The sequence below is a fragment of the Burkholderia sp. Ax-1719 genome (assembly GCF_011753055.1).
Lineage (GTDB): Bacteria > Pseudomonadota > Gammaproteobacteria > Burkholderiales > Burkholderiaceae > Paraburkholderia.
In genome coordinates, this window is the sequence record NZ_VWWJ01000012.1 from 18,502 (window position 1) to 32,028 (window position 13,527).

Below are 13,527 nucleotides of genomic sequence, written 5' to 3' on the forward strand. Positions count from 1 at the left end.
GGATCATACGGAACAACCGTGCAGGAAAAGGACGTGAAAACTGGAGAAAATGTGAATTCGTACAGTGCATGCGACCCTTACGGGCCGCTTCGGGTGAAAATAACGCTTAATTTCATCACATCATTGGCATCCGGCTGAACGCTTCATGAAAGCCAGCATTACGTTCAAACTTTTCCTCGCGATCCTCTCCGCGTGTGTCATCGCGGCCGTCGCCATGGGCGCGGCGATCCGGGCGAGTTTCGAATTCGGCTTCGTGGATTTCATGCAGGAGCAGGCCGCATCCGAGGTCACCGCGCTCGAGCACGAGCTGGAGACTGCTTACGCCCAGCATGGCAACTGGGATTTCATGCGCAACCAGATGCAAGGGCCGCAGCCCTTCGACGGCGCTGCGCCACCCGGCATGCCGCCCGGCCCCGATAACGCGAACCCGCCTGGCATGCCCGGCGGATTTGGCTTCAACGGCCCTGGCCCCAACGGTCCGGGGCCGGGCGATCAGAACGGGCCGGGGCCGAATGGACCTGGTGGCCCGTTTGGTCTGGGCGGGGCGAATGGGCCGATCGGACCTGTTGGGCCTAACGGCCCCAACGGGTCTAACGGACCGAACAACCCCACCGGCCTGCAAGGCAATAACGGCAAGGCCGCTTTCTTCGGGCCCGATAGTTCCGGTCGCGCACACCCGCCTCGCCCGCCTTTCTCGCTCTACGACGCGCACATGAATCTCGTCACGAAGGCGGGACCGCCCCCACCGCCCGACGCCGAGCGCCATCCGCTCAAGGTGAAAGGGCAGATCGTGGGCTACATCGCGGTGGCCGGCCCCGCAGCGCTCATCAATCAGGCCGAGATCCGTTTCAAGGACCGCCAGATGCAGGCAACGTGGATCATCGTGGGCTTCACCGCGCTGCTCTCGGCCGCCATGGCAATCGTCCTCGCACGCACGCTGCTCACGCCGATCAAGCGCATCGTCACGGCCACGCACCGTCTCGCGGGCGGCGACTACGCGACCCGCATACCCGCCAAAGGCAGCGACGAACTGCAGATGCTAGCGAGCGACTTCAACCGTCTCGCCGCGTCGCTGGAAAAAGCCGAAGGCGACCGGCGCGACTTTATCGCCGACGTCTCGCATGAATTGCGCACGCCGCTTTCGGTGCTGCGCGGCGAGCTGGAAGCCATCGAGGACGGTGTACGTCGTCCCGACGCGGCGACCATCGCTTCGCTGCAAGCCGAAGTCGCCATGCTCAGCCAGTTGATCGACGATCTGTACGAACTCTCGCTCGCCGATATCGGGCAACTCTCGTTCGAGAAAGTGCCGCTCGATCTCACGCCGATTGTGGAGGCATCGTGCGATGCGTTCCGCGAGCGCCTGGCCGCCAAGCAGATTGCGCTTGAATTCGAATCTGGCGTTGGCCATGCCACGCTCTCGGGCGATCCGTACCGGCTCACGCAACTCTGGAAAAACCTGCTTGAAAACGCGCTGCGTTACACCAATGCCGGCGGGCAGGTGCACGTCAGCATCTCGGAAGACGACGACGCCCTTTATGTAGATGTTCAGGATTCCTTTCCGCCCGTGCCCGCCCCGCTGCTTCCGCATCTGTTCGACCGCTTCTTCCGCGTCGACCCTTCCCGCAGCCGCCAAAGCGGCGGCGCGGGCCTGGGTCTCGCGTTGTGCAAGCGCATCGTGGAGACGCACGGCGGCACCATCGAGGCATCGCGCTCGCCGCTCGGAGGCTTGCGCGTCCTCGTCCAACTTCCACGACTACACCAACAATGATTGATCCGACCACACGGCCTTCCATCCTGATCGTCGAAGACGAGCCCAAGCTCGCTGCGCTGCTTGCCGACTATCTGGCCAAGGAAGATTTCACCACCACGATCCTCGCGGACGGACGGGAAGTCGTGCCCTATGTGCGCGAACATGCGCCGTCGATGGTGCTGCTCGACCTGATGCTGCCGGGACGCAGCGGGCTCGAAATATGCCGTGAATTGCGCTCGTTTTCGGCCGTGCCGGTGATGATCATCACCGCGCGCGTGGACGAGATCGACCGCCTGCTCGGGCTCGAACTCGGCGCGGACGACTACGTCTGCAAGCCGTTCAGCCCGCGCGAAGTGGTGGCGCGCGTAAAGGCGATCCTGCGCCGCGCCGAGCTGCTTGCGCGCGCGCATCAGGAAGCCGAAGGCACCGTGCCCACGCCGTTCTCGATCGACGTGCCGCATCACGCCGCGCGCCTGGACGGCAAGGATCTGCATCTCACGCCGATCGAATTCCGCCTGCTCGCGCTGCTGCACGCAGGCGCGGGCCGCATTTACGCGCGAGATTATCTGCTACGCGCGCTCTACGAGGATCATCGCGTGGTGGCCGATCGCACGATTGATTCGCACGTCAAGAATCTGCGTCGCAAGATCCAGGCGGTGCGCCCGGATCAGGACATGATCCGCTCGATCTATGGGGTGGGTTATCGGCTGGAGATGGAGCCGATCGGGGACTGAAGAGGCCTTGAACGAGCATGTCGCGCGCCGGCATGTCGAATGCCGGCGCGCTGCGGGAAAGCAGCGCGACCCTATGCCTCGGTCATCCGGGCAAAAGCGGACAACACGCGCGAGCAGGTCAGCGTCTCGCGCCAGAAACGTTCCTTCAGCGACGCGCCCGGCAACCACTGCCACGGCAACACCACTTGCGCATTGCCCCACGCCGGACGCCAACGCTGCGCCACAGCACGACGCCGGAACAGGCTCAGCGTGGGAATGCCCAGATTCGCGGCCAGATGCCCCACGCCGGAATCGTTGCCGATAAACCAGCCCGATTCGTATAGCCATGTCGCTAGCCCGTCCAGGTTCGAAAACGTATGGACTGCGAATCGGCTGAGCAACAGCGTGTCCCAGCGCGCAAGCTCGCCCGGCGCCATCACGAAGGCCACTTCATAGCCCCAGCGCTCAAGATGGCGCGCGAGGCGCAGAAAGCGGTGCGGCAGCCAGCGCTTGTCCGACGTACTCGCTTCAGGATGGATCACCACGCGCCGCGTGAATTTGCGGTGCTGCAAACCCACGCGCGGCACCAGGCCGTTGTGGGTGCCCACTTCGTCCACGGCGAATTCCGCACGGCAGAAGTCCGTGAAGCGCGTCACCATCGGGCGATTCCAGATATCGGTCGTCAGCGGGTCCAGAATGCGCACGTTCGGATGGAATTGCGGCAGATTGCGCACCGGTTGATGGTCGTGCATCTGCAAGACGATGTCGAATGGCGCGAGATCGGCGCACAGTCGCGCCTCAGCGGGAATCTCGCGGATATCGACATCCGGAAACCAGCCGCGCAGCGCCCAGGCCGCGCGGCCAAAAACGACGACATCCAGTTCATGGTCCAGCAGATTGCGCACGATCACCATCAACAGCAGCGTGTCGCCCAGCGCGTTCGACGTGATGACGGCCACACGTCGGGGCCGGTTGGCGAACGACTGCGTCACGCGAGCGCCTCCTGCATCTGGTTCCTGAGCCGGTCGAACGCGCGCGCCACGCGCGCCACCGAAAGCGTGTATTTCCAGTAACGCTCGCGCAAACGCGCAGTCGGCAGATAGCCGCCAATTACCACGCGCCCCGCGCCCCAGCCCGGTTGCCACGTGCGCGCGAGACCGCGCCGCATGAAGAGCGAAAGCGTCGGGACTTCAAGGCAGGAGGCGAGATGGCCAATGCCAGAATCGTTGCCGATAAACCAGCCCGATTCATACAGCCAGGCCGCGACGTTCTCCAGCGACCCCAGTTCCGGCAGCCCGATCCCATGTGCCTGCACGAACGTCCAGGCGTCGCGTTCCTGCGGCGCGACCACGAATTGCGGATCGAAGCCGAGTTTGCGCAGCCTGAGCGCAAGGCGCACAAAACGCGACGGCAGCCAGCATTTGTCGCGCGTACTTGCGGTCGGGTGAATGGCGATGCGGTTCAGATGGCGGCGATGCTGGAGCGCGCCGGGAGCGGTCATGCCATTGCTCTTGCCGGCTTGCGTCAGCCCAAGTTCGTCGTGGCAGAACTGCATGAGACGCTCGGCCATCGATTTAGACGAGCGGGCGCGGCAGGCCGGTTCGAGGAGCACGACTTCGGGCAACTGCAAGGCGGGATCGGCAATCGGGCCGTCGCGGCGCATCGCGATCACGCGCTCGTAGCGCGGCAGGATGGCTTGGGCCGTGTCGCGCGTGAGTTCGGGCTGGAGATCGAGATCCGGAAACCAGGCCGCCAGAGTGATGGCATTTCTGCCAAACGCGGTCACGGCGACGCCGCTCGCGCGCAGATTGCGCACGACGATCATCATCAAAAGGGAGTCGCCCAGCGCGGGAGACAAAACCACGGCCACGCGGGAGGCCGGCTGCAAAGGTCGCATGGTGATTCCAGACGGAGCGACCTTCTGCGACAGTTGGCATTCAACCACCGTGTGACGTCCGCTCAGTTAAACAAGCCAGTTAAACAAGATCGGCGGCAGCTTAGCGCGCGGAAAATTTCAGGCGGTTACCCTTAAGTTACAGCGAATAACGCTGCAAACAGGCCGCGAACCGGCAACATTCGCGCGTGCATCGGCAAAAGACGGGGAAACGGACTGGCGGCGGAACGCGCCTGAAAGATCCGTTAATAAGAACCGCAAGTGCAGTAACCCAATGAAAGGCGCGTTTCGTCTATGGTGACGCCATCGCAATCCGCCCGAGGCCTGTCATGCTCACGCACCGTTTCTTTATTTGCGAGCGCATCGCACACGCCACGCACGCAGGAGCGCCCGCGCATGGCTGAGGGCGTGACGGCCATCGTGCGCCAGATCAGCTCGGCCGATCTGAGCGCGGACGGCGAATTCCTGCTGATTCACGACGGCGATGCCACGGCGGCGTTGCACCGCTCGGTGTTCAACGATCTGCTGGTGGCGTTGCCCAATGCGATGGAGAAAATCCAGCGCATCGACAACAGTCCCACGCCGTCGTTTACGCTCATGCAGGCGCGTGGCTGCGAGATCGGCAGACTCGACGGCACCCGCCAGCTGGTGATCCGCTTCCGGCTCTCGCGCACCGCCAGCCTCTCGTTTACGGTGCCGTGCGAGCAGATTCCCGGCATTGTCGAAGCGCTCGAATCCGCCGCCGATCACGAGAGCGCGCTTGCCGCGCGCGCCACGTGGCTGCAATGACATGGCGCAACGGCGCGCACGCGCGCCTGGCCGTAGCCACGCACTCCCCGGTTCTTCCGCAATCCCCTGCTGACATCGCCCATCTTGATCCTGCGTGACGTAGTGCGCGGCTTTCGTCTGAAACCGCTGATTTCCCTGTTGCTCGTCGTGCCCGGATTTGCGCCGCCGATGGCGCTCGCACAACTGGCGGGCGCAGCCGCGCAACCCACCTCGTTGCCCGACTCGGCCAGCGACGCCTGGGCCTTGCGCGTCGATCCGCAATTGCAGGAGCATCCGCTACAATCCGGCCAGAAAAGCGCGACCGCCGCGCTGGCCGAATCCATGACCGGCACTGCCGATACCGACTTCGCGCTGCACGGCAAGGCCGAATTGCGTCGTTACGACTCGGTCATCAAGGGCGACCACCTGCATTATTTCGAGGGCAGCGATACCGCCGACGCCTACGGCCACGTAAGCCTGACCGACAACGGCGCGACGTTCTTCGGCCCCTACGCGCATATGCGCGTGGAGGCGTCGCAAGGCTACATCAGCACACCGAAATATCATTTCGTGACCAATGGCGGATGGGGGTCGGCGGCGCGCGCGGACATGCTCGACAATGAGCGTACCGTGATCCACGACGGCACTTACTCCACCTGCCAGTGCAGCGGAGAACCGGCGTGGTATATGCGCGCCTCGCGCTTCGACATGGACAGCGGCACCGACACCGGCGTCGCGCACAATGCGGTGCTGTTTTTCCAGGGCTTTCCGCTATTCGCAAGCCCGTGGCTGTCGTTCCCGTTGTCGAGCGATCGCCGTAGCGGTCTGCTGCCGCCAACGTTCTCGTTCAGTTCCACGGGCGGCTTCGATCTGGCGACGCCGTTCTATATCAACCTCGCGCCCAATTACGATCTCACGCTGACGCCACGCATCATCAGCCGTCGCGGCGAGCTTTTGAGCGCCGACTATCGCTATCTGGGCAGCAACTACAGCGGTGAAATTTCCGGGCTGATCCTGCCGCACGATGCGCTCACGCAAACCCAGCGCTATTCGCTTTCGATCAAGCAGGACTGGCAGATTGGTTCCGGATTCTCGGCGTACGTGAATTACAACCGTGTTTCGGACGGCAACGTCAACACGGATCTGATTTCCGCGGGTCAAACGCTGCTGGGCTCGACCACGCTTTACGATCAGGAAGCCGGCTTGCGTTACGCGAACGGCCCGTGGTCAGTGCTGCTGCGCGAGCAGCACTGGCAATCGTATTCAGGCGATTCGGTCTATAACCGCGAACCGCAGATCAACGTCAATTACGCGCGTTACAACGTAGGCGGACTGGACTTTGGCGCGGAAGCCGACGCCTCGCGCTTCACCATGTCGGACAGCACGGTCGCGCAGGGCAACCGCTTCGTTTTCAACCCGTACGTATCAATGCCGATCGTGCGGCCGTCCTGGTACATCACGCCCAAGGTGCAGTGGCATTTCGCGGCCTACGATCTGTCCACGCTTGGCAGCGATCCGATCGCGGGCCAGCCGCGCAATTTCTCGGTCAATGTGCCGACGGTGAGTCTGGACTCCGGCATGACGTTCGAGCGCAACGTCACGCTGTTTGGCCACTCGTATATCCAGACGCTCGAACCGCGCCTCTTCTACGTCTATACGCCGTACCGCAACCAGAATTTCGCGCCGCTGTTCGATACCGCGCAGAGCGATTTTGGTCTCGCGGAGATTTTCAGCACCAATAGTTTCGTCGGCAACGACCGTATCGCCGACGCCAATCGCGTAACGGCGGCCATCACCACCCGCTTCATCGACGCCGCAACAGGTTCCGAAGCCGCGCGCTTCGTGCTCGCGCAGCAATACAATTTCACCACGCCGCGCGTCACTCTGCTCGCGGACGGCAGCGCGACGGACCTCACGCGCACCGGCGTGATTGCGGGCGGCTCGCTCAATATCGGTAATAATTTCAAGGCCGAACAGGCCTTCGAATACAACGAGTCGAATTCCTATCTGTCGCACACGAGCACGGGTTTTTCGTGGGCGCCCGCCACCGGCGAAGTCGTGAACGTGGCCTATCGCTACACGCGCCGCGATGCAACCGACTCGACCGACGATACCGAACCGGTCAGCCAGTTCATCGTCTCCGGGCAATGGCCGCTGAGCCGCCGTCTTTCCAGCGTCGCGCGCGTGAACTACGACATGCATCTGCACCGCCTGATCGCTGGCTTGCTGGGCTTCCAGTACGACGCCGATTGCTGGTCGCTGGGCATCGCCTTCGAGAAATACACCAACGAAACCAGTACGACGACGCCCAGCACCGGCAGCCGCGTGCTGATGCAGTTGCAGCTCAAGGGGCTGTCGAAGGTCGATAACGGCCTGCTGGACCAGTTCAAGGACAACGTGCCGGGCTACTCGCCGCTGCCGGACAGCAGCACGCCCGTGTCGAAGTTCACTGATTATCAGTAAGCGGACAGGAATACGCTTTTGAATCGACTTTAAGCTCGGCTTAAGCTGCTGTTAAATCGCTGTTACCAATCTAGCAGCCCGGTTGCACCTGTGTCGTCATGCCCCGCCTACACTCCGATCCGTGCATAACACAACGCATGGAATATGCGGAGGAGCAGCGAAATGAAAAAGACCCTGTTTGGCGTGGTACTGGGCGCGGCAGCACTGGTGGCTTCAACGGCGGCCAGCGCGCATGTGGATGTCGCTTTGGGGGTGGAGGTGCCGGGCGTGGCCTACGCGCCGCCCCCGCCGGAATATATTGCTCCGCCGCCGGTAGCCTATGCTCCCCCGCCGCCGCCCGTCGAGATGGCCTGGCGCGGCGACGACGACTGGCGCGCGCGTCAGTGGCGGGAACATGAATGGCGCGAACACGAGCGCCACGAACATGAATGGCGCGAGCACGAATGGCACGACCGCGGCTGGGGTTATTGAACCGAACCACGGTTGAATGAATCAATATCGTGTTTGCAGTGAATCAACACCGCATTTATTGAATTTTTTAGCAGGCTATCACTATGAAACTGAATCACCGAATGAGTCTTTTCGTTGCTGCCGCTGCTCTCGGCCTGGCGGCAGCCGGCAGCGCTAACGCCGCGGGCTGCATGAAGGGCGCGGTCGTGGGCGGCGTGGCTGGCCACTACGCCGGCCACCATGCCGTCGTGGGCGCGGTCGGCGGTTGCATCGTCGGCCATCACATGGCGAAGAAGCAGGCCGAAGAACGCGCCGCGCAACACGATGCAGACCGGGCCCATCAACTTCCCGGCTAAGACCCTGCCAATGCGCACAATAGAGCGGACATCCCTGTCCGCTGTGCTATCCTGGTGGCACACGATTTGCACCGGCTCGATCAATCACACCTTGCCGAGTGGAGACAACCAGGATGGATGAAAGAAAGCGAGACAGCATCGTGGCCTACCTGCAACGCAGAATGGCCGAATTCGGAATCACGCCCGAAGCCATTGCCGCCTCCCTCGCCGAAGACCAACGCCGCCTGCAGGCGGTCAAGTACCGCGACGCCTTTGGCAATAGCTGGGACGGCGAAGGCGACGCACCGCAATGGGTTGTGCAGGCGACCAGCGCCGGGCAATCTCTCGATCACTTTTCCGTGCACCGGGCCGAAGCGCCCCAGGCCGACAAGCACGCCGGTGTCGATTGGCGCGACGACCCGTTTGCGGGCACACGGCTCGCCACGGTGAAGACCGAACAGCTTCAGGCCAGTTGAACGCTCTGCATTGCCGGCTAGCGCATTGATGAATCTTGCTCAATAGCTCATGCCGATTTAGCCCCATTGTTGACACCATCGGCAGAAAATACACTTCATCTCCTGAGAAACTGACAGGAGCAACGCATGAAACTGCGCATGAAGACACGTCAACTCGGCAACAGTGGACTCGAAGTATCCGCAATCGGTCTAGGCTGCATGGGTCTGAGCTTCGGCTACGGACCGGCGACGGAAACGTCCGCGGGCATCGCACTCATTCGCAAAGCCTTTGAACTGGGCGTCACGTTCTTCGATAGCGCGGAGGCCTACGGCCCGTTCACCAATGAAGAACTGCTCGGCGAAGCGCTCGCGCCCTTGCGCGATCAGGTTGTCATCGCAACCAAGTTCGGCTTTAAGGACGGCGATCCGAAAGCCGGCGTCGATAGCCGTCCCGAGCGCATTCGCGCGGTGGCCGACGCCTCACTCAAGCGCCTGAAAACGGACCGCATCGACCTGTTTTACCAGCATCGCGTCGATCCGAATGTGCCGATCGAGGACGTCGCGGGCACGGTCAAGGATCTGATCGCCGAAGGCAAGGTCAAGCATTTCGGCCTCTCCGAAGCGGGCGCACAGACGATCCGCCGCGCCCATGCGGTCCAGCCAGTCGCGGCGCTGCAAAGCGAGTATTCGCTCTGGTGGCGTGAACCGGAGCAGAAGGTGTTCCCGACACTCGAAGAGCTGGGCATTGGCTTCGTGCCGTTCAGCCCGCTTGGCAAAGGCTTCCTGACCGGCGCCATCGACGCGAACACGACTTTCGATTCCAGCGATTTCCGCAATGTGGTGCCGCGTTTTTCGGAGGAAAACCGCAAGGCCAATGCGCAACTCGTCGAGGTGCTTGGCGCAATTGCAAACGAGAAAGGCACGACGCGCGCGCAGATCGCCATTGCCTGGCTGCTCGCGCAAAAGCCGTGGATCGTGCCGATTCCTGGTACGACGAAGCTTGCGCGGCTCGAAGAAAACGTCGGCGCCGAAGCGGTTTCGCTGAGCCCGGCGGAACTCGCGTCAATCGAAGCGGCGCTCGCGGCCATCAAGGTAGTGGGCGATCGCTATCCGGCGCAACTCCAGCAGCGCGTCGATAACTGACGCGCCCGCCGCGCGCGCTAGTGCGAAATGCTCTCAAGCGACTTGCCCAGCGTGCGCGGCCCCATCAGGCCGATGGCGACGATCACCAGCGACATCGCGCCCGCGATAAACACGAACACACCGGTCACGCCGAATTCGCGCAGCGTGAACGCAATCACGAACGAACTGAACACCGCCGAGAGCCGGCTCCACGAATAGACGAAGCCCACGGCGCGCGCACGGATCGCGGTCGGGTAAAGCTCCTGCTGATAGGTGTGGTAGCTGAACGAGATGATGTTGCCCGCCAGCGTCAGCAGCACGCCAAGCGTGACGATTGCGCCCGCCGATCTCACCTGGCTGAACAACAGCCCGGCGACGATATTGAGCGCCGCCATGCAGACGATCACATGCTTGCGCTCGAAACGGTCCGCAATGGCATAGCCGAGCAACGGCCCGAGCGGCGCGGCCAGCCCGATCACGGTCGTATAGAGCAGGCTCGACGTAACGGTCACGCCCTGTTTGACGAGCAGCGTCGGCACCCAGTTGGCGAAGCCAAAAAAACCGATCGTCTGGAAGATGTGGAACAGCACCAGCATGATCGTGCGCTTGCGGTACGGCGGCTTCCACATATCGGCGAAACCGGACTTCGGCATCACGGGATCCGCCGCGCCCGGCGCGGGCAGCGCGCGGCCATATTGACGCTCGACCGTGGCTTCGAGACGGCTGAGCACCGCGTGCGCTTCGTCGAGCCGCCCCTGCCCGGCGAGCCAGCGCGGGCTTTCCGGGAGATTGCGCCGGAAATACCACACGAACAGCGCGCTCACACCACCCAGTAGCACGACCCAGCGCCAGCCATCCAGCCCATAGGGCGCATGCGGCACCAGCAGATAAGAGAGATACGCGGCCACCGGCACGGCGGTGAAGCCGACCGTCTGGCACACGGCGAAAGCGCGGCCACGCAGATGCTTGGGCGCGATTTCGGACAGGTAAGTGCCGATCGTCACCAGTTCCACGCCGATGCCCATGCCCGACACGAAACGCCAGAAGTTCAGCCCCGCAGCGCTGTCCTGAAACGCCATCACGGTATTGGCGACCACGTACCAGAGCATCGACCACGTAAAGATTGCGCGACGGCCAAAGCGGTCGGCGAGAAACCCGCAGGCAATCGTGCCGACGAACAGGCCGCTAAAGAGCGCGGCGATGAATCCCGCGATCCCCGAGGTGCCGAACAGGCCCGGTGTCGTAGGCGTAAGGATGCCGCTCTTGACGAGGCCCGGCGCAACATAACCCGTATAAAGCAGATCGTAGAGTTCGAAGAAGAAGCCCAGGCTCAGGAGCAGGACGAGCTTCCAGATCGCGCCCGTGGCGGGCAGGCGGTCGAGGCGTGCGGAAATCGCGCCTTTGTCGATGGCCTGGGTTGATGCACGGTCGGCGGCGCGCGGGGAGGAAGCGCTCTCCAGAGAGGCCATGCCTGTCTCCTGAATCGTAGTTGGAATGAATCGGGCGGATCGCCGATTGTATCCGGGCGCGCTGGAATTGCGAGCCGTCTGCCTTGCCAGGCAGGCGCGTTACGATCCCGATGAAGCTTGTTAGTGTTGTTCGTACTGTTCGCGCAGTTCCGCGAACGAGGCGATACGCCCCGCCAGCGCGCTTGCCACCACCGTCGGCGGACTGGCGAGCCAGACCTGTCCGGGTCCCGAGCGACCCGGGAAATTGCGGTTGATCGCGCTGATCGTGACTTCGTCGGCGTGGGTCGAGGCGCCGGGCCCACAATTCGCGCATGCGCCGCACGAAGGCTGCAACAGGATCGCGCCCACCTGCTCGAAGGCCGCCAGATATCCGCGTTGCTCGCAGTAGTCGCGCACATCCGACGTGCCGAACTGCAGATAGAGCCGCACATGCTCCGGCACGCGCAGACCGCGCGCGGCGGCCCAGGCGAGCACCGCATGATAGTGATCGAAGTCCTCGCGCTTGCCCGCCGTGCAGGAGCCGCCGTAAGCGATATCCACGCGTGGGCGCTGCGCCAGATCGCTCAGCGCGACGCCGTTGCCGGGGTCGCCAGGCGCGGCGAGCATCGGCGTGATGCTGGCGCAGTCGATGGCGATGATTTCCGCGTAGGCCGCGCCCTCGTCGCTGCGCATCCACGGTTCGATGACGAAATCGACGCCGCGTCGCTCCTTGATAAAGCGTACGGTCGTCTCATCGGGCGCGACGATGCCGGTGAAGCCGCCCAGTTCGGCAGTCATATTGGTGAGCGTGGCGCGCTCGTCGATCGACAATCGCGCGATGGCGGTCCCCGCGAACTCGAACACCTTGCCGACGCCCAGACCCGCGCGAATGCGCGGATCGGCAAGCAGATGCAGCACGAGGTCCTTGGCGGTGACGCCCGGTGCGATCTCGCCGTCGAAACGGATCAATAGCGACTGCGGCACCGTCATACGCACCGCGCCGGTGACGAAGGCGTTGGCCATATCGGTCGTGCCCACGCCAAACGCCACGCAGCCCAGCGCACCGCTGTGCGGCGTATGCGAATCCGTGCCGACCACCACCTGCCCCGGCAACGCGTAGCGCTCGGCCATCATCGCGTGCGAGATACCCTCGGAGCCTTCTGCCGATGCGCCGTCCGGCGCGTCGAGATAACCGTGATCGCGAATGCCGTACTCGCTAGCGAATTGCCGATGCGCCGCAGACAGTTCGCGCACGTCCGGCAGCAGGCCGTTGCGCACATGCAGCGCACTCTTGTGTGCATAGGACAGGTGATCCTCGAACGCGAGAATCGACTGCGGCGCGTGCAGCGCGAGCGGACGGCCGAAAGTGGCGTGCAGCATGTGCGTCGCCATCCCCGTGTAGTACTCGTGGATAAAGCGCCAATCTGCACGCACGAATACGCCTGCACCGGGCGTGAACGCCTCGCTCGTGCCTTCGGTACGCAGCGCGTGGCGCTCAAGAATCTTTTGCACCAGCGTGCGCGGCGCCTGGGTCGGGACGAACTGCGCCGGGCGGATATCGCGCATATGCGACGCGCCGTAACGCAGCAGACCGCCGCTACGCAGGATCGCGGCGGCAAGCGCGTCGCGATTGGCCACGAGTTCGTCGATCTCTATCGCTTCGCCGCGCTGGATGCGCTCGATCAGCCCGAAATCGGTGGACGTGAACAGCCCCAGATTGTCGGCGTTCTGCCGATAGATGCGCTCGAAACTTTGCGCAATCACGAGCCGGATACCCGCGCGATATTCGGCGAGCGGGCTATGTTCGCGCGACGATCCCTTGCCGTAACGCTGGCCCGCCACTGTCACGCAAAAGCCACCGTTGCGCACGCCATCCATGCCGATGGGATTGCGCTCGCCCACGCGCAGGCCCACGTAGGGCACGCGACCGAGGCGTTCGTCGAAGCGCGTGAGCACGCTCATCGGCGTGATTTCGTCTGTGGAAACGTCGTCGCGCAGCGTGCCGGGCGAGACATCGTGCAGATCGACGCCTGCGAGTTGCTGCTCGATTTGCGCCGGATCCGTGGTGAGGAACAAAATCCGGCCGCTCAAATCCAGGGTTGCCATCCAATTTCTCCTTCTGGCAGCAA

12 protein-coding genes are annotated in these 13,527 nt (G+C 63.3%); 8 read left to right on the plus strand and 4 right to left on the minus strand.

What is annotated here, in order from left to right; all coding sequences use genetic code 11:
• The first annotated feature begins 145 nt into the window (after positions 1-145).
• Both F3J17_RS36475 and F3J17_RS20750 read left to right on the plus strand, forming a co-directional pair.
• On the plus strand, positions 146-1,768 hold the full coding sequence (locus F3J17_RS36475) for an ATP-binding protein (protein WP_167062940.1): 1,623 nt from the start codon (positions 146-148) through the stop codon (positions 1,766-1,768).
• Positions 1,765-2,484, plus strand: coding sequence for a response regulator (locus F3J17_RS20750; RefSeq protein WP_167062944.1), 720 nt, complete (start codon positions 1,765-1,767; stop codon positions 2,482-2,484). Before F3J17_RS36475 ends, F3J17_RS20750 begins: the two co-directional genes overlap by 4 nt.
• A gap of 71 nt (positions 2,485-2,555) precedes the next feature.
• On the opposite strand, the gene F3J17_RS20755 is transcribed toward F3J17_RS20750, so the two are convergent.
• Positions 2,556-3,455: a glycosyltransferase family 9 protein gene (locus tag F3J17_RS20755; protein WP_345891222.1), complete on the minus strand. Its 900-nt coding sequence runs from the start codon at positions 3,453-3,455 to the stop codon at positions 2,556-2,558.
• Positions 3,452-4,360: a glycosyltransferase family 9 protein gene (locus F3J17_RS20760; protein WP_167062947.1), complete on the minus strand. Its 909-nt coding sequence runs from the start codon at positions 4,358-4,360 to the stop codon at positions 3,452-3,454. Before F3J17_RS20760 ends, F3J17_RS20755 begins: the two co-directional genes overlap by 4 nt.
• A gap of 393 nt (positions 4,361-4,753) precedes the next feature.
• Between F3J17_RS20760 and F3J17_RS20765 the strand changes: the two genes are divergently transcribed.
• The 6 genes from F3J17_RS20765 to F3J17_RS20790 all read left to right on the plus strand — a co-directional run bounded on the left by F3J17_RS20765 (position 4,754) and on the right by F3J17_RS20790 (position 9,971).
• A complete protein-coding gene (locus tag F3J17_RS20765; RefSeq protein WP_167062950.1) occupies positions 4,754-5,146 on the plus strand; it encodes a hypothetical protein in 393 nt (130 codons plus the stop codon).
• A 138-nt stretch (positions 5,147-5,284) separates the two neighbouring features.
• The gene (locus F3J17_RS20770) at positions 5,285-7,588 is read left to right on the plus strand and encodes an LPS-assembly protein LptD (RefSeq protein WP_240161098.1); all 2,304 of its coding nucleotides are present in this window, start codon (positions 5,285-5,287) and stop codon (positions 7,586-7,588) included.
• A gap of 162 nt (positions 7,589-7,750) precedes the next feature.
• On the plus strand, positions 7,751-8,059 hold the full coding sequence (locus tag F3J17_RS20775; RefSeq protein WP_167062953.1) for a hypothetical protein: 309 nt from the start codon (positions 7,751-7,753) through the stop codon (positions 8,057-8,059).
• 101 nt (positions 8,060-8,160) lie between these two features.
• Positions 8,161-8,394 carry a hypothetical protein gene (locus tag F3J17_RS20780; protein ID WP_167062956.1) on the plus strand — a complete coding sequence of 78 codons (234 nt, stop codon included), beginning with the start codon at positions 8,161-8,163 and terminating at the stop codon, positions 8,392-8,394.
• A 113-nt stretch (positions 8,395-8,507) separates the two neighbouring features.
• Complete coding sequence (locus F3J17_RS20785; RefSeq protein ID WP_167062959.1) at positions 8,508-8,849, plus strand: H-NS family nucleoid-associated regulatory protein; 342 nt, start codon at positions 8,508-8,510, stop codon at positions 8,847-8,849.
• Positions 8,850-8,987: 138 nt separating this feature from the next.
• Positions 8,988-9,971, plus strand: coding sequence for an aldo/keto reductase (locus F3J17_RS20790; protein WP_167063377.1), 984 nt, complete (start codon positions 8,988-8,990; stop codon positions 9,969-9,971).
• Positions 9,972-9,988: 17 nt separating this feature from the next.
• On the opposite strand, the gene F3J17_RS20795 is transcribed toward F3J17_RS20790, so the two are convergent.
• Positions 9,989-11,419 (minus strand): MFS transporter, encoded by a 1,431-nt coding sequence (locus tag F3J17_RS20795; RefSeq protein WP_167062962.1) that lies wholly within the window; start codon positions 11,417-11,419, stop codon positions 9,989-9,991.
• Between the two features lie 120 nt (positions 11,420-11,539).
• Entirely contained in the window at positions 11,540-13,504 is a 1,965-nt protein-coding gene (locus F3J17_RS20800) for an aconitase family protein (RefSeq protein ID WP_167062965.1), read from the minus strand.
• Positions 13,505-13,527: the final 23 nt, after the last annotated feature.